Annotated in this window: 18 protein-coding genes, 1 other RNA gene and 1 other annotated feature; of the genes, 18 read left to right on the top strand and 1 reads right to left on the bottom strand. The window is 53.2% G+C overall.

Translation table 11 applies throughout. The annotated features are described in order from the left end of the window. Positions 1 to 21 precede the first annotated feature (21 nt). The 3 genes from EBB54_RS16795 (at position 22) to EBB54_RS16785 (ending at position 2,055) form a co-directional block, all read left to right on the top strand. Positions 22 to 753, top strand: a complete 732-nt coding sequence (locus tag EBB54_RS16795) for a lipoate--protein ligase family protein (RefSeq protein ID WP_125128290.1) — start codon at positions 22 to 24, stop codon at positions 751 to 753. A gap of 99 nt (positions 754 to 852) precedes the next feature. After that, positions 853 to 1,033, top strand: a non-coding RNA gene (gene ssrS, locus EBB54_RS16790) — 6S RNA. 167 nt (positions 1,034 to 1,200) lie between these two features. Continuing rightward, entirely contained in the window at positions 1,201 to 2,055 is an 855-nt protein-coding gene (locus EBB54_RS16785; protein ID WP_125128289.1) for a YihY/virulence factor BrkB family protein, read from the top strand. 62 nt (positions 2,056 to 2,117) lie between these two features. On the opposite strand, the gene EBB54_RS16780 is transcribed toward EBB54_RS16785, so the two are convergent. Then, complete coding sequence (locus EBB54_RS16780; protein ID WP_004077781.1) at positions 2,118 to 2,750, bottom strand: hypothetical protein; 633 nt, start codon at positions 2,748 to 2,750, stop codon at positions 2,118 to 2,120. 463 nt (positions 2,751 to 3,213) lie between these two features. On the opposite strand from EBB54_RS16780, the gene EBB54_RS16775 reads away from it, so the two are divergent. From EBB54_RS16775 to pheT, 15 genes are all read left to right on the top strand, one after another. Continuing rightward, positions 3,214 to 3,411: a hypothetical protein gene (locus tag EBB54_RS16775; protein WP_148099378.1), complete on the top strand. Its 198-nt coding sequence runs from the start codon at positions 3,214 to 3,216 to the stop codon at positions 3,409 to 3,411. Between the two features lie 194 nt (positions 3,412 to 3,605). After that, positions 3,606 to 4,667, top strand: a complete 1,062-nt coding sequence (locus EBB54_RS16770; RefSeq protein ID WP_125128287.1) for a beta-ketoacyl-ACP synthase III — start codon at positions 3,606 to 3,608, stop codon at positions 4,665 to 4,667. Positions 4,668 to 4,835: 168 nt separating this feature from the next. Continuing rightward, entirely contained in the window at positions 4,836 to 5,060 is a 225-nt protein-coding gene (gene acpP, locus EBB54_RS16765; RefSeq protein WP_004077767.1) for an acyl carrier protein, read from the top strand. Positions 5,061 to 5,113: 53 nt separating this feature from the next. Then, positions 5,114 to 6,040 carry an enoyl-[acyl-carrier-protein] reductase FabK gene (fabK, locus tag EBB54_RS16760; protein WP_125128286.1) on the top strand — a complete coding sequence of 309 codons (927 nt, stop codon included), beginning with the start codon at positions 5,114 to 5,116 and terminating at the stop codon, positions 6,038 to 6,040. 128 nt (positions 6,041 to 6,168) lie between these two features. Continuing rightward, positions 6,169 to 7,086: an ACP S-malonyltransferase gene (fabD, locus tag EBB54_RS16755; RefSeq protein WP_125128285.1), complete on the top strand. Its 918-nt coding sequence runs from the start codon at positions 6,169 to 6,171 to the stop codon at positions 7,084 to 7,086. Positions 7,087 to 7,146: 60 nt separating this feature from the next. After that, positions 7,147 to 7,917: a 3-oxoacyl-[acyl-carrier-protein] reductase gene (gene fabG / locus EBB54_RS16750; protein WP_125128284.1), complete on the top strand. Its 771-nt coding sequence runs from the start codon at positions 7,147 to 7,149 to the stop codon at positions 7,915 to 7,917. 109 nt (positions 7,918 to 8,026) lie between these two features. Continuing rightward, on the top strand, positions 8,027 to 9,262 hold the full coding sequence (gene fabF, locus EBB54_RS16745; RefSeq protein WP_004077758.1) for a beta-ketoacyl-ACP synthase II: 1,236 nt from the start codon (positions 8,027 to 8,029) through the stop codon (positions 9,260 to 9,262). Positions 9,263 to 9,277: 15 nt separating this feature from the next. Beyond that, the gene (gene accB / locus EBB54_RS16740; protein ID WP_125128283.1) at positions 9,278 to 9,760 is read left to right on the top strand and encodes an acetyl-CoA carboxylase biotin carboxyl carrier protein; all 483 of its coding nucleotides are present in this window, start codon (positions 9,278 to 9,280) and stop codon (positions 9,758 to 9,760) included. Between the two features lie 89 nt (positions 9,761 to 9,849). Then, positions 9,850 to 10,278, top strand: a complete 429-nt coding sequence (gene fabZ, locus EBB54_RS16735) for a 3-hydroxyacyl-ACP dehydratase FabZ (protein ID WP_004077755.1) — start codon at positions 9,850 to 9,852, stop codon at positions 10,276 to 10,278. Between the two features lie 30 nt (positions 10,279 to 10,308). After that, on the top strand, positions 10,309 to 11,652 hold the full coding sequence (locus EBB54_RS16730) for an acetyl-CoA carboxylase biotin carboxylase subunit (protein ID WP_125128282.1): 1,344 nt from the start codon (positions 10,309 to 10,311) through the stop codon (positions 11,650 to 11,652). Positions 11,653 to 11,745: 93 nt separating this feature from the next. Continuing rightward, entirely contained in the window at positions 11,746 to 13,479 is a 1,734-nt protein-coding gene (locus EBB54_RS16725) for an acetyl-CoA carboxylase carboxyltransferase subunit alpha (protein ID WP_125128281.1), read from the top strand. Positions 13,480 to 13,515: 36 nt separating this feature from the next. Further along, positions 13,516 to 14,571 carry an NAD(P)H-dependent flavin oxidoreductase gene (locus EBB54_RS16720; protein WP_125128280.1) on the top strand — a complete coding sequence of 352 codons (1,056 nt, stop codon included), beginning with the start codon at positions 13,516 to 13,518 and terminating at the stop codon, positions 14,569 to 14,571. Between the two features lie 78 nt (positions 14,572 to 14,649). Next, positions 14,650 to 15,111, top strand: coding sequence for a MarR family winged helix-turn-helix transcriptional regulator (locus tag EBB54_RS16715; protein ID WP_125128279.1), 462 nt, complete (start codon positions 14,650 to 14,652; stop codon positions 15,109 to 15,111). A 193-nt stretch (positions 15,112 to 15,304) separates the two neighbouring features. Further along, positions 15,305 to 15,588: a binding site (T-box leader), on the top strand. Between the two features lie 126 nt (positions 15,589 to 15,714). Further along, positions 15,715 to 16,734, top strand: a complete 1,020-nt coding sequence (pheS, locus tag EBB54_RS16710) for a phenylalanine--tRNA ligase subunit alpha (protein WP_125128278.1) — start codon at positions 15,715 to 15,717, stop codon at positions 16,732 to 16,734. Between the two features lie 147 nt (positions 16,735 to 16,881). Next, positions 16,882 to 19,299, top strand: a complete 2,418-nt coding sequence (gene pheT / locus EBB54_RS16705) for a phenylalanine--tRNA ligase subunit beta (RefSeq protein ID WP_125128277.1) — start codon at positions 16,882 to 16,884, stop codon at positions 19,297 to 19,299. Positions 19,300 to 19,337: the final 38 nt, after the last annotated feature.

The following is a 19,337-nucleotide window of genomic DNA, read 5'->3' as shown; positions in this document are numbered from 1 at the left end:
AAATGCCGGGGGGAGACGGGTATGGTGGAAAGACTGACTTATATAGAAAGCGTGGATACATCGCCCTGTTACAATCTGGCATTGGAGAAGTATCTGCTCCTTCACTGCCGGGAGGGGGAATGCATCCTGTACCTGTGGCAGAATCAGCCTGCCGTGGTGGTGGGGAGAAACCAGAATGTCCGGAAAGAATGCCGGGTTGAATTGCTGGAGGAAGAGGGCGTCTGCCTGGCACGCAGACTGTCGGGCGGGGGTGCGGTCTATCAGGATCTGGGAAATCTGAATTTTACATTTCTGGCAGGAAGAGAAGACTATGATGTGGAGCGTCAGACTCAGATCGTTTTGAACGCCTCAAAGAAGCTTGGCGTACATGCCGCCAAATCAGGGCGGAATGATCTTCTGGCCGAAGGGAAAAAATTTTCAGGACATGCGTATTATGAACGAGGCGATGTCTGTTGCCACCACGGGACGCTGATGGTCTGCGTGGATCTGGACAGGCTGTCCCGATATCTGACGGTCTCCGGGGAGAAGCTGCGGCTGAAGGGCATTGATTCCGTAAGGGCCCGGGTGATGAACCTGAGAGAACTGGTTCCGGGGCTGACGGTGGGCGGCCTGAAAGAAACAATGCTGGAGGCATTTGAAGAAATGTACGGGTTAAAGGCAGTGCAGAGGGAAGCCCGGGAGCTTGATCCGAAGGCGATTGCAGAAGAGCGGAAAAAATTGGAATCCCGAAACTGGGTATTTGGAAAAAATTGAATTTTTATCCATTGATTCGTAGGATTCCGGTGAGATTTTGTGAGGATAGTAGTTGTATTTTTTCAACAAATAGGTTATAATACTCTCAGAAAAGAAAAGTACTACCTGGAATGTTCGATACCCCTGTAATTTTGAACCTACAAAACTTTAAACGGGATTCTTATATTTCTGTAATATGTCAGGCCTCCGTTCAGCAGTGGAAGACAAAAAAGCAGATGCGGTTGCCCACCTAGCCAGCGGCTAGGAGTCAAAATACAGGGAACGGCATTTTGGGCATATACGACAATCCGACAAAACGCGTCGCTGGCGCGTTTTGCTGGATTCTAAGACAAGAAAGGCGGCTGCGATACAGCTGCCTCTTTTTAAGTATAACCGGTTTCTTACAGTTTATATAAAGAAAGAGAAGCTTCTTCTAATAATAAAAATCAAAATTTCCAGAGGTGGTTTATGAAAGAGAGTAAAAAAGGGCGGATCAGAAACGTGCTGGATGTAACGAGGCAGTTCAGTTCTCACCATACCAGCGCTTATGCGGCACAGGCTGCCTATTTTTTTCTGCTGTCCCTGATTCCCATCATTATCCTGCTGCTGACCCTGGTACAGTTTACGCCGGTCACGGAGGAGGATGTCATGCAGGCGGTGCTGCAGGTGTTTCCGTCTTCGGTGGAGGGGCTGATCGCCATGCTTGTGACGCAGGTCTACAACCAGTCGGGCTCGATCATCCCGTTTACCATACTGATGGCGCTGTGGTCGGCGGGAAAAGGCGTACTCTCCATGACGTCCGGCCTGAACTGTGTATATGAAAATACGGAAACCCGGAACTATATCTTTCTGAGAATCCGCGCCTCCATATACATGGTGATCTTTATACTGGCGATCGTCCTTTCTCTTTCGCTGTCCGTATTCGGCAACAGCATCAGCCTGTTCATCAATGAGCATGTACCGCTGCTGCGGCATGTGACAGATTTGATTATCCGGATTCGGACGCTCCTGATCCTGGGGGTACTGACGGTATTCTGGGATCTGGTATACAAATATCTGCCGAACCGGAAGGACGGGATCAAAACCACCATGAAGAAGCAGCTTCCGGGAGCCGTGTTCACGGCCTGCGGCTGGCAGTTGATCTCGTTTGTATTTTCTATTTATCTGGATGTGTTTACGGGATTTTCTACGATGTATGGAAGCCTGACGACGATCATACTGATTCTGCTGTGGTTCTATATGTGTATGTATGTGATCCTGCTGGGCGGGGAGATCAATGCCCTGCTGGAGAGATATGAAGACCAGGGCATTCCGGTCGGCTGAGAGGCAGTCCCGAACCGGGATCTGCCTCTTGGCCGCCGCATTTTGCCTGGGGGTACTCTGTTTTACAGAACCGCGGAGTACATAGCCGCATCCAGCGCGGCCAGATCATCCTCGTTGATGGTCTGGATTCCGTCGCCGTCGGGCTGGATATGTATGGTAACGGTTTCCGGATCTCCGTATTCCGGCGCATCCAGCTTGGAGGACATCAGCTCGTACATCTTTTGGTAAATATACTGCTCAATCTCTTCGTCCGCCAATGCCTGGGCCTCCTCGGATTCCAGCATGGGCCCTAATTCCTGCTGCAGGTCATTGAACATGATAAAGGGCTCTACGGTCACTTCAACGGTGAATCCGTCGCCGTCTTCTTTGGCTTCTCCGACTTCATATTTGCTGATACTCAGTAAATCGGCAAATAATTGGCGATATTGATCCTGCAGGTCGGAACTGACGGAGGACGCAACGATTCCGCTGGCTTCCATATTGGTATCCAATCCTGTCTGATACAGTTCTTCAGCTTCTTCCTGAGTGCTTTTTGTAAATTCCATATAGGCGTCAAAATCCGCCTTGTAGCACGCGTCTAATGCGGATTTTACATAATCCGGCGCGTTTTCCGTTGTCAGTTTTTTTCCACATCCGCTAAGCAGCATGGAAAAGCAGACCGCGATTGCGATCATCAGTGAGATCCTTTTTTTCATTTCCTTTTTCCTCCCGATTTTAAATTTTCCCGACTGTATGGATAAGGCTTGGAGTACAGTTGGAATGTTTGCAGCGATTCCAGATGGCAGTCGGATCTGTAACCTGCTTTTCCGAATCGTTACGGCTTTCAGATATACAATATCACAAAAATTATGGGCATTCAAGGTGTATTTACCATCGAATTTGAGTTGTTTTGTTACTGTTCACACGGCGTCGTGCACCCTGCTGCACGGCGTCCGGCCAATAAAGTAACATTTGCCATAATATCCAGCCCCTCGCCGAAGGCGACTAAAAATGGGCTGGATACTGTTACTGGAGCACCCGTAGGGTGTGAACAGTAACGTTGTTTTTGCTTTATTGTAATACCGCTTGTAAATCCATTTGAAATAGCCTATACTATTTAGTAGATTAGAATGATTCGATAGGATACATTTTACATACATAAAAATTTGAAGAAAGCAGGTGGAAAAAATGCTGGCTGCAGTAAAAGGCATTATACGTGGAAATATTGTTGAGGTGGAAGATGACATCCGGGTATATGATGGAGCAGATGTAGTAGTTACCGTATTAAATGTTCCTCGAGCTGAGAAGAAAAAGAAACCAGTGGATTGGGATAGTTTTGTAATACCGAGTGAACGTGGGAAAAATATATCTGAATAAATGTATGACTATTGACGATTTATAACATGCAGAATAGAAATGAATCATGAGTTTTGCCGAAAAAAGTCTCGCAGGAGGCTTTTTTTATTTTTGGTATTGACAAGCGTCCTCTATGCATATATACTTTGATAATCAAAACATTTTAAAATAAAAATATTTGAAATAAAAGATATTTTCGAAGATGGAGAAAAGAGATGATAGGAAAGATATGCGGAACCGGCTCTTGTGTGCCGGGTCATATTCTGGACAATGATGATTTATCTCAAATGGTAGACACCAACGATGCCTGGATTCGGGAGCGGACGGGAGTGGCGAGGCGGCATATCATTGAGAAAGAGACAACGGTATCCATGGCGGCGGAAGCGGCAAGAAGGGCTCTGGAGGACGGCAATGTCCGGGCAGAGGAGGTAGACCTGCTGATCGTGTGTACATTTACTTCGGAAGTGCTCCTTCCCTGTGCGGCCTGTGAAGTGCAGAAGGAGCTGGGAGCGGTTCATGCGGCCTGCTTCGACCTGAACGCGGCCTGTACCGGATTTTTATTCGCCTACAATACGGCACAGGCATACATAGCAGCAGGCTTGTGCCGAACCGCGCTGCTGATCGGCTCCGAGAGCCTTTCCAATATGGTGAACTGGAAGGACCGCGGAACCTGCATCCTGTTTGGGGACGGTGCGGGCGCCGCGGTGCTTAAGGCGGAGCCGGGAGAGCTGCCTTCCCCGGTGATGCATTCGGACGGGGCATCCGGCGGGGCGCTGACTCTGATGAGCCGCCACAGGAAAGGCTGGGCGGAGGAAGAAAGTGCAGGGCACAGGCAGGACGCCCACCCGGCGGGGCAGGATGCGTCGGGATATGCGGAAGAAGACCTCCCAATACAATCTCATGTTGACCAGGCATCTATCCATCCGGAAGAGTTCATCCGTATGGATGGACGGGAGGTCTTTCGGTTCGCAGTAAAGAAGGTTCCGGAGGCAATCCGTGAACTGCTGGAACACAGCGGTATGCAGACGGAACAGATCGACTATTTTGTACTCCATCAGGCCAACAGGCGGATTGTGGAATCCGTGGCAAAGCGTCTGGATGTGGAAATTGAAAAATTCCCCATGAACCTGGATGAGTACGGCAACACGTCCTCCGCAAGCATTCCCATCCTTCTGGATGAAATGAACCGGGACGGAAGGTTGAAATCGGGACAGACCATCATACTGTCCGGATTCGGAGCAGGACTGTCATGGGGAGCCGCCGTTTTGAAATGGTAGTCCAAGCTGCAGACCGCGTATGGTACGGGCGCGGTCCGCGGTGAGAGACGACCGGCCGGATATACAAAAAAAGTCATGCCGGCATGGCTGCAAAGCCAATGCTTTCATGAAGATAAATGAGCAATGGAACACAGATTAAAAAGGAAATCAGGAAAGGAAAGAAAAATTATGTTGGAAGAAATCAAAGAATTAGTAGCAGAATCATTGGGAACAGACGTAGAGGAACTGACGGAGGAAACTTCTTTTTCAGACGATTTGAACGCGGATTCACTGGATCTCTTTGAGATGGTCATGGAGCTGGAGGATAAGTTCGGAGTGAAGATCCCGACCGAAGACCTGGAGCAGATCAAGACCATCGGAGATGTGAAGGATTATATTGAAGAGCATAAATAATCGTCCGGCGCAGGACGGACACGAGCGGGAATAACGAAAAAGAGGTTTTAGCAATGAAGACAAGACTGACAGAACTTTTAGGAACAGAATATCCGATCATCCAGGGCGGGATGGCATGGGTGGCGGAGCATCACCTTGCGGTCGGTGTATCAGAGGCAGGCGGACTGGGTCTGATCGGAGCGGCAAGCGCTCCCGCCGAATGGGTGAGGGAGCAGGTGCGCAAGGCAAAAGCACTGACGCAGAAGCCTTTTGGCGTGAATATCATGCTGATGAGCCCCTATGCGGATGATGTCGCGAAAGTCATTGTGGAGGAAGGCGTGCAGGTGGTAACCACCGGAGCCGGCTCCCCGGAAAAGTACATGAGCATGTGGAAGGAAGCCGGAGTCAAGGTCATCCCTGTTGTGGCTTCCGTGGCGCTGGCACGGCGGATGGAGCGCTGCGGCGCGGACGCGGTCGTTGCGGAAGGAATGGAAGCCGGCGGACACATCGGAGAGAGCACCACCATGGCGCTGGTTCCCCAGGTTGTGGACGCGGTGGAGGTTCCGGTTGTTGCGGCCGGCGGAATCGCAGACGGCAGAGGGATTGCGGCGGCATTTATGCTGGGAGCCCAGGGCGTGCAGATGGGAACCTGCTTTGTAGTAACCAAAGAGTCACAGGTTCATGAAAATTATAAGAAATGCATCATCAAGGCTAAGGATATCGACACCCGGGTAACCGGACGATCCACCGGCCATCCGGTACGCGCCATCCGAAACCAGATGACCAAGGAATACCTCCGCAGGGAACAGGAGGGCGCAGGCTTTGAAGAACTGGAAAACCTGACCCTGGGCGGCCTTCGGAAGGCCGTAGTGGACGGGGATGTAGTGAACGGCAGCGTGATGTCCGGACAGATTGCCGGGCTGGTAAAGGAAGAAATGAGCTGCCAGGACCTGATCCAAAAACTGGTTCGGGAGACAGAAGCCCTGCTGGGAAACAAATAGGGCGGTGTGAAGTCTGGTATGAGCAGATACGGGAATTGCCCGCATGGAACATCTGCTTTGCGGATGGCGGGCAGGAAGGCAATCAATTTGCTGTGCAGATTGGCTGCAGATAACCGGGAGGAATGGATATGAGCGGAAGTACAGAAAAAACAGCGTGGATTTTTCCGGGGCAGGGGGCGCAGAAGTGCGGCATGGGAAAGGATTTCTATGAGCAGAGCAAAGCCGCGAAGGAGATTTTTGATCAGGCGTCCGAACTGCTGGGCCTGGACATGGCGGCGCTGTGCTTTGAGGAAAACGACCGTCTGGATCAGACGGAATACACCCAGGCAGCACTTGTGACGACCTGCCTGGCAATGGCCGGGGCATTGGAGGATTGTCTCCCTGCGCCGGATGTGACGGCAGGCTTAAGCCTGGGAGAATACTGTGCCATTGCGGCGGCCGGCGGGATGCAGATCTGTGACGCCGTCACCACCGTGAGGAAACGGGGCATTTATATGCAGAATGCAGTCCCGGACGGGGAAGGCGCCATGTCAGCGGTGCTTGGGCTGTCGGGAGAACAGATCGAGACGGCCATCGCAGGACTGGAAGGCGTGTACATAGCCAATTACAACTGTCCGGGGCAGATCGTCATCACAGGTTACCGTCAGGGTGTGGAAAAGGCATCGGAGGTTCTCTCCCAGGCCGGGGCAAAGCGGGTGCTGCCTTTGAAGGTCAGCGGGCCCTTCCATTCGCCCATGATGAAGGAAGCCGGGGATAAGCTGGAGCAGGTGCTGCAAAAGACGGAGCTGACACCTTTGCGTATTCCCTATGTGACCAATGTGACGGCGGAATATGTGAGGGACATCCAGGAGACGAAGAAGCTGCTCCGGGAGCAGGTGGCCTCCTCCGTGCGCTGGCAGCAGAGCATGGAACGGATGATCGCGGACGGTGTGACCACCTTTGTGGAGATCGGTCCGGGAAAAACGCTGGCAGGATTTTTGCGGAAGATCAGCCGGGATGTGAAGGTGATCAACATCGCTTCCTGGGAAGACCGGGAAAAGTTATAACCGCACAGCGGAGAATCTATAAGAACAGACCTCAGACAGAGACAGGATGGTGCAGGATTTATGCAGAATGAGAAGAGAACAGGAAACGGGCTTCTGGAGGGACAGACAGCCGTAGTCACCGGGGCATCCCGGGGGATCGGAAGGGCCATCGCACTGCGGCTTGCGTCAGAAGGCGCTTTGGTGGCGGTCAATTACCAGGGCTCAAAGGAACGGGCGGAAGCGGTCAAGGCAGAGATTGAAGAACAGGGCGGAACAGCCCTTTTATATCAGTGCAATGTGGCGGACTTCGCAGCCTGCGAGGAATTTTTAAAAGCGGTGACGGAGCAGACCGGACGTCTGGATATCCTTGTGAACAACGCGGGGATCACCCGGGACGGGCTTTTGATGCGGATGAGTGAAGAGGATTATGACGCGGTGCTGAATACGAATCTGAAGGGGACGTTCAACTGCATCCGGTTTGCGTCCAGGCAGATGCTCAGGCAGAAAAGCGGAAGGATCATCAATATTTCTTCGGTTTCCGGTGTGCTGGGAAACGCGGGGCAGGCCAATTATTCGGCATCTAAGGCCGGAATCATCGGGCTCACAAAATCAGCGGCCAGGGAGCTGGCCAGCCGGGGAATCACGGTCAACGCGATCGCGCCGGGATTTGTCAACACAGAGATGACAGAAGGACTTTCCGAGAAAGTGAAGGAAGGCGCAGTGGCGCAGATTCCGCTGGGAAAATTCGGGGAGCCGGAGGATATCGCGGAGGCAGCGCTGTTTTTGGCATCGAAGGGCGCCGGGTATATGACCGGACAGGTGCTTCATGTAGACGGCGGCATGGCGATGTAAAACGTTTTATGTAATCATTTCGGGACAGCGGTAATCCGGAAAAAAGCAGACGGGTCTGCGGACAGATGTTCCGAAGCATTACAATTTTGCAACGATAAAGGAGAAGGCAATGAAAAGAAGAGTAGCAGTAACCGGGCTGGGTGCGGTGACGCCCATCGGAAATACGGCAGAAGAGTTCTGGAACGGCATCAGGGAGGGCAGAGTGGGGATTGGCCCTATCACAAAATTTGATGCATCCGGATATGAAGTGAAGATCGCGGCAGAGGTAAAAGGCTTTGTGGCAAAGGAGAGGCTGGATTTTAAATCGGCAAAGCGGATGGAACTTTTTTCGCAGTATGCGGTTGCTGCGGCAAAGGAAGCCTTTGCGGATGCAGGCATTGACCTGGCGCAGGAAGACCCCTACCGTGCGGGAGTGATCATCGGCTCCGGGATCGGAAGCCTGAAAACGGTGGAGGACAACTACACCAGGATCGTGGAAAAGGGACCTTCCCGTGTGAATCCGCTGATGGTGCCCATGATGATCTCCAACATGGCGGCAGGAAACGTATCCATCCAGCTTGGTTTGAAAGGAAAATGCACCAACGTGGTGACGGCCTGCGCCACCGGAACCAACTGCATCGGAGACGCATTCCGGGCCATTCAGTACGGAGACGCGGATATCATGCTGGCAGGCGGGACGGAGAGCTGTATCTGCCCTACGGGTGTGGCCGGATTTACCGGGCTGACGGCGCTGTCCAAAACCGAGGACCCGCTTAAGGCTTCGATTCCATTTGATAAAGACAGAAATGGATTCGTCCTGGGCGAAGGAGCCGGGATCGTGGTGCTGGAAGAACTGGAGCACGCGAAACGCCGCGGAGCCCATATATACGCGGAGCTGGCGGGATACGGCTGTACAGGGGATGCCTACCACATCACTTCCCCTGCGGAGGACGGCGAAGGCGCAGGCATGGCGATGAAGCTGGCCATGAAGGAAGCCGGCGTGGCTCCGGAGGACGTAGACTACATCAACGCCCATGGAACCAGCACATTTTACAACGACCTGTATGAGACAAGGGCCATCAAGTACGCCATGGGGGAAGCGGCCAAAAAGACGGTTGTCAATTCCACGAAATCCATGATCGGGCATCTGCTGGGCGCGGCAGGAGGCGTGGAGTTCGTGGTCTGCGTGAAGACCATGCAGGACGGCTTCATCCATCAGACCGTGGGGACGTCAGAGGCAGGCGAGGAATGCGACCTGAATTATGCCATCGGCGCGCCGGTGGAAAAGGAAGTCAATATCTGTATGAGTAACTCCCTTGGGTTCGGCGGGCACAATGCCACATTGCTGCTCAAAAAAGTACAGTGAATATGAGGTGACAGAATGAAGTTTGAACAGGTATTGCAATTGGTAGACGCTGTATCAGTCTCATCCCTGACAGAGTTTAAATATGAAGAAGGCGGAGTGAAGATCGCCATGAAAAAAGTGGTGGACGGATCTGCGGATGGGGCGGCAGTTTCCACGCGCTGTATGGAAACCGCTGTAAAAGTGGAGACGCAGACCGGGGGCATAGAAGGGAAAGCTGACGAAAAAGCGGCGGCTCCCGCAGAGAGCACACTGGATACAGAAGGCGGGCAGGTGGTAACCTCGCCGCTGGTAGGAACCTTTTACGCGGCTCCTGCAGAGGACGCAGAAGCCTATGTAAAGGTGGGGGATCAGGTGAAAAAAGGACAGGTACTTGCCATCGTGGAGGCAATGAAGCTGATGAACGAGATTGAAAGCGACTTTAGCGGCCAGGTAGTGAAGATTCTGGCAGAGAACGGAAAAGCGGTGGAATACGGACAGCCGCTGTTCATCATCCGGTAGGAATACAGGATGTACAGATCCCCGTGTTTTGCGTGTTCCGTGTGGGAGTGCGCCAACCGCGGGAACAAAGGGAAGGAAGAGAAAAGAATATGAATCGTCTGGATACAAAGCAGATTATGGAGATCATCCCGCACCGGCATCCGTTTCTGCTGATTGATCAAATTGAAGACTATGAGCCGGGACAGTATGCCGTCGGTTATAAATGCGTCACATACCGGGAGGATTTTTTCGCCGGGCATTTTCCGGGAGAGCCGGTGATGCCGGGAGTCCTGATCGTGGAGGCGCTGGCCCAGGTGGGCGCGGTGGCGATCTTAAGTATGCCGGAGCACAAAGGCAAGATCGCCTTTTTCGGAGGAATCCAGAAATGCAGGTTTAAAGGAATGGTACGTCCCGGCGACAAGCTGCGGCTTGAGACAAAGATCATCAAGCAAAAAGGCCCCTATGGCGTGGGAGACGCGGTAGCCACTGTGGACGGAAAGGTGGTTGCCAGCGGGGAGCTGTCCTTTATGGTAGGATAAGTGTTGAGGCAGCAGAATGAAGGAGAGACTATGATAGGAAAAGTATTGATTGCCAACCGGGGAGAGATTGCCGTGCGGATCATCCGCGCCTGCCGGGAAATGGGGATTGAGACGGTGGCGGTGTATTCAGAAGCAGATCGGGAGGCGCTGCATACCCAGCTCGCGGATGAAGCGATCTGCATCGGGCCTGCGCCTTCGGCCGGGAGTTACCTGAGTATGGAGCAGATCATCAGCGCCACCATCGTTTCCGGCGCGGACGCGATCCATCCGGGCTTTGGGTTTCTTTCAGAAAACAGCAGGTTTGCCGAATTGTGCGAACAATGTAATATTACATTTATCGGCCCCCGTTCCGAGGTGATCCGCAAACTGGGAAACAAGCAGGAAGCCAGAAATACCATGATCGCCGCAGGCGTGCCGGTGGTGCCAGGAAGCACGGAGCCGCTGACGGACGCGGAGGCAGGGGCAGCCCTTGCCCGGGAGATCGGCTATCCGGTGATCGTGAAAGCGGCGCTTGGAGGCGGAGGAAAGGGCATGCGTGTGGCCGAGACCCCGGAGGAATTTGAGGCCAGCTTTCAAACGGCACAGAAAGAGGCGCAGATGGCGTTCGGGGACGGCACCATGTATCTGGAGCACTATGTGCAGCACCCCCGCCATATTGAATTTCAGATTTTGGCGGATCAATATGGAAACACCATCCACTTAGGCGAGCGGGACTGTTCTGTCCAGAGAAATCACCAGAAGATGATCGAGGAAGCGCCCTCCGCGGCGTTGTCTGAGGAACTCCGCGCGAAGATGGGGGAAGCGGCTGTAAGGGCGGCGAAAGCGGCGGGATACACCAATGCCGGAACCGTGGAATTTTTGCTGGAGAAAAACAACCATTTTTATTTTATGGAAATGAATACCAGGATTCAGGTGGAGCATCCGGTCACGGAGTGGGTGACAGGCATCGACCTGGTGAAGGAGCAGATCCGGATCGCGGACGGAAGGAAGTTAAGCTACGCCCAGCAGGATGTGCGGATCATCGGACACGCCATGGAATGCAGGATCAACGCGGAAAATCCGAAGAAGAACTTCCGCCCGTCTCCGGGAACCATCACGGATATGTACCTTCCCGGAGGAAAAGGCGTGCGGATTGATTCTGCGATTTACTCCGGCTACACCGTACCGCCCTATTACGACTCCATGCTGGCGAAGCTGATCGTCCATGCCAAGAACCGGAAAGAGGCCATTCGGAAGATGCGCAGCGCCCTGGGCGAGGTGATCATTGAAGGCATAGAAACCAATGTGGATTACCAGTATGAAATCCTGAACCACCCGGATTTTGTGTCGGGAGATGTCGATATTGAATTTATAGAGAAGATGAGTCGTGGATAAGAGACTGCCGTGACAGATACAGGGCCGCGGGAAACTTCCGGTAATCGGCGCTTTTTTTTGGAACCGGCAGGCAGAATGTGAGGGAAATGACTGATGAAGCTTCAGAATATGTTTAAGAAAACAAACAGGCGGAACCGGAGTACGTTCAGTGAGTCCCGGCCGGAGGTGCCGGAAGGGCTGCTCAGAAAATGTAATAAATGCGGGGCGGCGATCATTGCGGAGGACGTGAGGGAAGGAAACTATATCTGCCCCAAATGCCATGGGTATTTTCGGGTGCATGCCCGCCGGAGGATCGAGATGATCGCAGATCCGGATACCTTTGAAGAGTGGGATGAAGAACTGGTGACCTGCAATCCGCTGCAGTTCAGGGGATACGAAGAAAAGGTGGCGGCGCTGCAGGAAAAGACGGGCTTAAAAGAGGCCGTAGTGACCGGCAGGGCAGAGATTGAGGGACAGCCTGCGGTGATCGGTGTCTGCGACGGCAGATTTTTGATGGCCAGCATGGGGGAAGCCGTGGGGGAAAAGATCACCCGGGCCGTGGAGCGCGCCACCCGGGAGAAGCTTCCGGTGATTTTGTTTGCCTGCTCCGGCGGCGCCAGGATGCAGGAGGGCATTGTATCCCTGATGCAGATGGCTAAGACCTCTGCCGCACTGAAGCGGCACAGCGACGCGGGACAGCTCTATATCTCCGTATTGACTGATCCCACCACAGGAGGCGTGACGGCCAGCTTTGCCATGTTGGGTGACATCATCCTGGCGGAGCCCAATGCGCTGATCGGGTTTGCAGGCCCCCGTGTGATTGAGCAGACCATCGGGGAGAAGCTTCCGAAAGGCTTCCAGCGGTCGGAATTTCTTCTGGAGCATGGTTTTATTGACCGGATCGTAGATCGGGAAGAGCAGAAGGCGGTGCTGGGCCAGATCCTGAAAATGCACGCCGGCGCGCCCAGGGAAATGGTGAAAAATCAGAAATACGGAACGGGAATTTCCACCGGAAATCCGCATCCATGGGAAAATGCAGGGGTGGAATCTGCGGCATACGGAAAAGTCCGCAATGCGTGGGAGAGCGTGCAGATCTCCAGGCAGAAGGAACGCCCTGTGGGCGGCGACTACATTTCCCATCTGTTTTCGGATTTTATGGAGCTGCATGGGGATCGTTATTATAAGGATGACCCGGCGATCATCGGCGGGCTGGCGTATTTTCACGGAATCCCTGTGACAGTGATTGCCCAGGCAAAGGGAAAGTCCACGAAGGAAAACGTGGAGCACAATTTTGGAATGCCCTCTCCGGACGGATACCGCAAGGCGCTGCGTCTGATGAAGCAGGCGGAGAAGTTTGGACGTCCGGTGATTTGCTTTGTCGATACGCCCGGGGCGTTCTGCGGCCTGGAAGCGGAGGAGCGGGGACAGGGCGAGGCCATCGCGAGAAACCTGTTCGAGCTGTCTTCTTTGGAGACCCCGATCCTTTCTGTCATCATCGGAGAAGGCGGCAGCGGCGGAGCGCTTGCCATGGCGGTGGCAGATGAGGTCTGGATGCTGGAAAATTCCGTCTATTCCATTCTTTCACCAGAGGGCTTCGCAAGTATCCTCTGGAAAGACAGCAAGCGGGCGGATGAGGCGGCGGAGGTCATGAAGCTTACCGCGTCGGATCTGAAAAGCCTGAGGATCATAGAGAAGATCGTTCCGGAGCCGGAGAATTATACGGAGGAAAATATGGGGCCGGTGTGTGAAGTGCTGGAATCTGCTGTTTCCGTATTTTTGGAGACCTACTGCGGGATGGGGCCGGAAGAACTGACCAGGAAGAGGTACCAGCGTTTCCGGGAGATGTAGCGTTTGCGGGAGAGCAGACAGTGAGGAGAGAAAACCATGTGGAAAATCGGAGATAAAACGGCAAGGATTCCTTTGATTCAGGGCGGCATGGGAGTCGGAATCAGTCTGGGAGGGCTGTCAGGAGCGGTTGCGGCCCAGGGCGGTGTGGGGATCATTTCCACAGCGCAGATCGGATTCCGGGAAGCGGATTTTGACCGGAATCCAGGGGAAGCCAATCTCCGGGCCATCGAACAGGAGATGAAACGGGCCAGGGAGATTTCCCCGGACGGGATCATCGGATACAATATCATGGTTGCCCTCCGGGATTATGAGGCCCATGTGAAGGCTGCCGTTTCTGCAGGGGCGGATCTGGTTATCTCCGGAGCGGGCCTTCCCACAGAGCTTCCGCGGCTGACGCAGGGCAGCAGGACGAAGATCGCCCCCATCGTCTCCACCGAAAAGTCGGCAAAGGTCATTTTGAAATACTGGGACAGGAAATACCGGCAGACGGCAGACCTGGTGGTGATCGAAGGGCCGGAGGCAGGCGGGCATCTGGGATTCGACCGGGAAGCCCTGGAACGCTATGCGTCCCTGGATTACCGGGAAGAAATCAGGCGGATACTGGAGGTCGTACGGGGATACGAAGAGAAATATGGAAAGAAGATCCCCGTAGCGGCGGCAGGCGGGATCTATGACCGGGAGGATGTAAAGCGCGTGATTGCGGCCGGCGTGGACGGCGTACAGGTTGCCAGCCGGTTTGTGACGACTGAAGAATGCGACGCAGACGACCGCTATAAGGAAGCCTATCTGCGCGCGACGAAGGAGGACATCGTCCTTGTCAAAAGTCCGGTGGGAATGCCGGGGAGGGCCATCATGAATCCTTTCATGAAACGTGTTATGCTGGGAGAGAAAATTCCCCATACACCGTGCCATGGCTGCCTGGCAAAATGCAATCCGGCGGAAATCCCCTATTGCATTACGGATGCATTGATTGCCGCGGCAAGGGGAAGAATAGAAGAAGCGTTATTATTCTGCGGGGCGAAGGCGTATCGGGCAAAACGCATCGAGACGGTGCGGGAAGTGGTGGAGTCGCTGTTTCCCAATGGGAAATAGACAAACGGCGCATTGTTTCCGATTACAGGTATGAAGGACAGACCTGCGGTAAAATTCCGGAAAGAAGCGAGGGATACTATGGATGCATATGAAACAATCAACGATATTCTGGTAAATTTATTTTATGAAATTCTGGAGCTTGAAGAGAAAGCGATCATCACAGATGAATTTCGGGATATCAGCAACAACGACATGCATATTATAGAAGCCATCGGTCTTGGGGACGACAGTACGATGTCCGCTGTTGCAAGGAAGTTAAAGATCACTGCAGGGTCGCTGACGACCTCCATGAACAGCCTGGTAAAGAAGGGCTACGCAGAGCGCAGGAGGTGCGACCAGGACCGCCGTGTCGTATACATCAGCCTGACGGATAAAGGAAGAAAGGCGTATTTTCATCACGAGAGATTTCACCGCCAGATGACCAATGCCGCAATTGCGAATCTGAACGAAGGAGAGCTGCCGCTTCTGGCAAAAACATTAAACGGGCTTGCTGTATTTTTCAGGAATTACGAGGAAGATCAGGAGCGGATGGCGGATTGAGATACAGATTTATATAAGCTGATATAAAGAGACGGCAGATCGTTACTGTTCACACGGTGTCGTGCACTTGCTGCAGATCAGCGAAATGTTATAATGGGTATTGACATTCAAGTTTCCTATGTTAAAATAATAGGGTATCTGTTGAGGCAGTGCACAGATATCCGAGATGTGTATATATGATTATAAATGGACAGTAAAAGCAATGACCGTGCAGAGTAGAGACTCATTTTCTATCAGAGAGAGAGAATCACCGGCTGAAAGTTCTCTTTAGTTCAGATGACGATCGAATTTCCCACGCGAGCTGTATTCCTGAACCGCTGTATGAAAGCGTCCGCCGTTGAGACGGGGCAGAGGCAGCGAAGCCTTCGGCTTTGGAAAGTAGGGAATGCCGTAGGTTGTACGTTACACAAGGACAGAGCGCCCATGGGAAACCATGGGAATCAGGGTGGTACCGCGGATTATGACTTCGTCCCTTTTTTGGAGGGGATGAAGTCTTTTTTTGTGGGAATTTGGTATTGCCGTAAGTTAGAAGCTGCTTTTCAGAGAGCAGCAGACATTCAGTGGAATGGAATATTGTCTGCATCTAAGAAAGGAGAAACCAGAATGAAAGACAGATTGGAACAGATCAAAAAAGAAGCCATCGCGCAGATCCAGGCATCGGATGTGCCGGAAAGGCTCAATGACGTACGCGTGCGGTTCCTTGGGAAGAAGGGGGAACTGACCGCCGTACTCAAAGGGATGAAGGATGTTGCGCCCGAGGAACGCCCGAAGGTGGGCCAGCTTGTGAACGAGACGAGGGCCGCCATCGAAGCGATCATGGAAGAGACAAAGCAGAAAATGGAAAAGGCGATCCGCGAGGAGAAGCTCAAAGCCGAGGTCATCGACGTGACGCTGCCGTCTAAGAAGAACAGCGTCGGCCACAGGCATCCCAACACCATCGCCCTGGAAGAGGTGGAGCGTATCTTCGTGGGAATGGGCTATGAGGTTGTGGAAGGCCCGGAGGTGGAATACGACCTGTATAATTTTGAAAAACTGAATATTCCTGCGGATCATCCGGCAAAGGACGAGCAGGATACTTTCTATATTAATAAGGATATTGTGCTGCGTACCCAGACATCCCCGGTGCAGGCCCGTGTCATGGAGCAGGGAAAGCTGCCGATCCGTATGATCGCGCCGGGCAGGGTATTCCGTTCCGACGAGGTGGATGCCACCCACTCCCCGTCCTTCCATCAGATCGAGGGACTGGTCATTGACAAGCATATTTCCTTCGCGGACCTGAAAGGAACGCTGGAGGTATTTGCAAAGGAATTGTTCGGGCCGGAGACAAAGACCAAATTCCGTCCCCATCATTTCCCCTTCACCGAGCCCAGCGCGGAGGTGGATGTGAGCTGCTTCAAATGCGGCGGGAAGGGCTGCCGTTTCTGCAAGGGCTCAGGCTGGATCGAGATCCTGGGCTGCGGTATGGTGCATCCCCATGTGCTGGAAATGTGCGGGATCGATCCGGAAGAATACGGCGGGTTCGCGTTCGGCGTGGGACTGGAACGGATCGCGCTTCTGAAATATGAAATCGACGATATGCGGCTGCTGTATGAAAATGATATCCGTTTCTTAAAGCAGTTCTGAGGAACAAACAGGAATCAGGCAGGATCGAGTGATGCAGTAATGTATAACAGTAACGAATCGTCCCTCGTATTTCTATCATGACAGAGACTTTTTTGACAGAATGCGGGGATGGAAAACGAAAGGATCATAGAAAGTGAGGAATAGATTTTGAATACTTCATTATCATGGATAAAAGCATATGTGCCGGATCTGGATGTGACCGCGCAGGAATACGCGGACGCGATGACTCTGTCCGGTACCAAGGTGGAAGGTTATGAGAAACTGGATGCGGATCTGGATAAAATCGTGATCGGCCGGATTGAAAAGATCGAGAAACACCCGGATGCGGATAAGCTGGTGGTATGCCAGGTGAATATTGGAACCGGGACTACCCAGATCGTAACCGGCGCGCCCAATGTATTCGAGGGGGCGAAGGTTCCGGTGGTTCTGGACGGCGGACGGGTGGCCGGAGGGCATGACGGCTCTAAGACACCCGGTGGGATCAAGATCAAAAAAGGGAAGCTTCGGGGAGTGGAAAGCAACGGGATGATGTGCTCCATCGAAGAGCTGGGCTCCAACCGGGACATGTATCCCGAGGCGCCGGAGGAAGGCATCTACATTTTCCCGGAGGATGCTCAGGTTGGTGAGAACGCGGTAAAGGCACTGGGACTGGACGATGTAGTCGTGGAATATGAGGTGACGTCCAACCGGGTGGACTGCTTCAGCGTGGTCGGGATCGCAAGAGAAGCTGCGGCTACATTTGACAAAACATTTGTGCCTCCGGTGGTGACAGAGACAGGAAATGACGAGGACGTCAACGACTATGTGAAGGTTTCTGTGGAAAATACGGACCTGTGCCCGCGTTACTGTGCAAGGGTCGTCAAGAATATCAAGATTGGGCCGTCGCCCAAGTGGATGCAGAGAAGGCTGGCCTCCGTGGGAATCCGCCCCATCAATAACCTGGTGGACATCACCAACTATGTGATGGAAGAATACGGACAGCCTATGCATGCCTACGACCTGGAGACCATTGCCAGGCATCAGATCGTGGTCAAGACTGCACAGGACGGGGAGACATTTACCACGCTGGACGGACAGGAACGGAAGGTGGACAAGGACGTGCTGATGATCTGCGACGGCGAGAAGGCCATCGGCATCGCCGGGATCATGGGCGGCGAAAATTCCATGATCACAGACGACGTAAAGACCATGCTTTTCGAGGCGGCATGCTTCGACGGCGTCAATATCCGAAAGTCCAGCAAGCGCGTGGGACTTCGGACAGATGCATCGGGCAAGTTTGAAAAGGGCCTGGACCCGAACAACGCGAAGGCGGCCATCGACCGGGCATGTCAGCTTGTGGAAGAGTTAGGCGCCGGAGAAGTGGTGGGCGGAACCGTGGATGTGTATGGAAAAGAGAAGCAACCGGTTCGTGTTCCGTTTGACGCGGACAAGATCAATGCCATGCTGGGAACCGATATTTCCGAGGAAGAGATGCTGGGATATTTCAAAAAAATTGACCTGGAATATGACCCGGAGACAAAAGAAGTGATCGCTCCCACCTTCCGGCAGGATCTGTTCCGGCTTGCGGATATTGCGGAGGAAGTGGCGAGATTTTATGGATATGATAATATCCCGACCACGCTGCCAAACGGGGAAGCGACGACCGGAAAGCTGTCCTTCAAGCTGCGGATTGAGCAGGCGGCAAGGGATATCGCGGAGTTCTGCGGATTCAGCCAGGGGATGTGCTATTCCTTCGAGAGCCCCAAGGTATTTGATAAACTGCTTCTGCCGAAGGATTCGCCGCTGCGCCGGACGGTGGAGATCATGAACCCGCTGGGAGAGGATTACAGCATCATGCGCACCACTTCCCTGAACGGGATGCTGACCTCATTGGCTACCAATTATAATAGAAGAAATAAGGACGTGCGCCTCTATGAGCTTGGAAATATTTACCTTCCGAAGAGCCTTCCGCTGACCGACCTGCCCGAGGAACGGATGCAGTTTACGCTGGGAATGTATGGAAAAGGGGATTTCTTCAGCATGAAGGGCGTGGTCGAGGAATTTTTCGAGAAGATCGGCATGAAGGACAGGGAGACCTACGATCCAAATGCAGGAAAACCGTACCTTCACCCGGGTCGCCAGGCAAACATCCTGTATGACGGAAAGGTTGTGGGATATCTCGGAGAACTCCATCCGGAGGTGGCGGATATCTACGGAATCGGCGAGCGCGCCTATGTGGCGGTCATTGACATGCCGGAGATTATGGAGTATGCTACATTTGACAGGAAATATTATGGAATCGCAAAATATCCGGCAGTGACCCGGGACATCAGCATGGTGGTGCCGAAGCACATCCTGGCGGGACAGATCGAAGAGGTGATCTCCGCTAAGGGAGGACAGTATCTGGAAAGCTATGCATTGTTCGACCTGTACGAAGGAGCGCAGATCCGAGAAGGCTTCAAGTCGGTGGCATATTCCACCGTATTCCGTGCAAAGGACAAGACACTCTCAGACGCGGAGGTGACAGAGGCCATGGAGCGGATCCTCAAAGCGCTGGAAGGCATGGGGATCGAGCTGAGGAAATAAAGAGGCAGGGTGCGCCTGTGCGGTTTTTGCGGATGGAT

Origin of the sequence: Schaedlerella arabinosiphila (assembly GCF_003885045.1) — a bacterium.
Taxonomy (GTDB): domain Bacteria; phylum Bacillota; class Clostridia; order Lachnospirales; family Lachnospiraceae; genus Schaedlerella; species Schaedlerella arabinosiphila.
This window is presented reverse-complemented; position numbering and strand designations above follow the sequence as displayed.

Excerpts from the sequence above, each read along its gene's own strand:
- EBB54_RS16795 (WP_125128290.1), top strand. The coding sequence starts at position 22 with ATGGTGGAAAGACTGACTTATATAGAAAGCGTGGATACATCGCCCTGT.
- EBB54_RS16785 (WP_125128289.1), top strand. The coding sequence starts at position 1,201 with ATGAAAGAGAGTAAAAAAGGGCGGATCAGAAACGTGCTGGATGTAACG.
- EBB54_RS16780 (WP_004077781.1), bottom strand. The coding sequence starts at position 2,750 with ATGAAAAAAAGGATCTCACTGATGATCGCAATCGCGGTCTGCTTTTCC.
- EBB54_RS16770 (WP_125128287.1), top strand. The coding sequence starts at position 3,606 with ATGATAGGAAAGATATGCGGAACCGGCTCTTGTGTGCCGGGTCATATT.
- acpP (WP_004077767.1), top strand. The coding sequence starts at position 4,836 with ATGTTGGAAGAAATCAAAGAATTAGTAGCAGAATCATTGGGAACAGAC.
- fabK (WP_125128286.1), top strand. The coding sequence starts at position 5,114 with ATGAAGACAAGACTGACAGAACTTTTAGGAACAGAATATCCGATCATC.
- fabD (WP_125128285.1), top strand. The coding sequence starts at position 6,169 with ATGAGCGGAAGTACAGAAAAAACAGCGTGGATTTTTCCGGGGCAGGGG.
- fabG (WP_125128284.1), top strand. The coding sequence starts at position 7,147 with ATGCAGAATGAGAAGAGAACAGGAAACGGGCTTCTGGAGGGACAGACA.
- fabF (WP_004077758.1), top strand. The coding sequence starts at position 8,027 with ATGAAAAGAAGAGTAGCAGTAACCGGGCTGGGTGCGGTGACGCCCATC.
- accB (WP_125128283.1), top strand. The coding sequence starts at position 9,278 with ATGAAGTTTGAACAGGTATTGCAATTGGTAGACGCTGTATCAGTCTCA.
- fabZ (WP_004077755.1), top strand. The coding sequence starts at position 9,850 with ATGAATCGTCTGGATACAAAGCAGATTATGGAGATCATCCCGCACCGG.
- EBB54_RS16730 (WP_125128282.1), top strand. The coding sequence starts at position 10,309 with ATGATAGGAAAAGTATTGATTGCCAACCGGGGAGAGATTGCCGTGCGG.
- EBB54_RS16725 (WP_125128281.1), top strand. The coding sequence starts at position 11,746 with ATGAAGCTTCAGAATATGTTTAAGAAAACAAACAGGCGGAACCGGAGT.
- EBB54_RS16720 (WP_125128280.1), top strand. The coding sequence starts at position 13,516 with ATGTGGAAAATCGGAGATAAAACGGCAAGGATTCCTTTGATTCAGGGC.
- EBB54_RS16715 (WP_125128279.1), top strand. The coding sequence starts at position 14,650 with ATGGATGCATATGAAACAATCAACGATATTCTGGTAAATTTATTTTAT.
- pheS (WP_125128278.1), top strand. The coding sequence starts at position 15,715 with ATGAAAGACAGATTGGAACAGATCAAAAAAGAAGCCATCGCGCAGATC.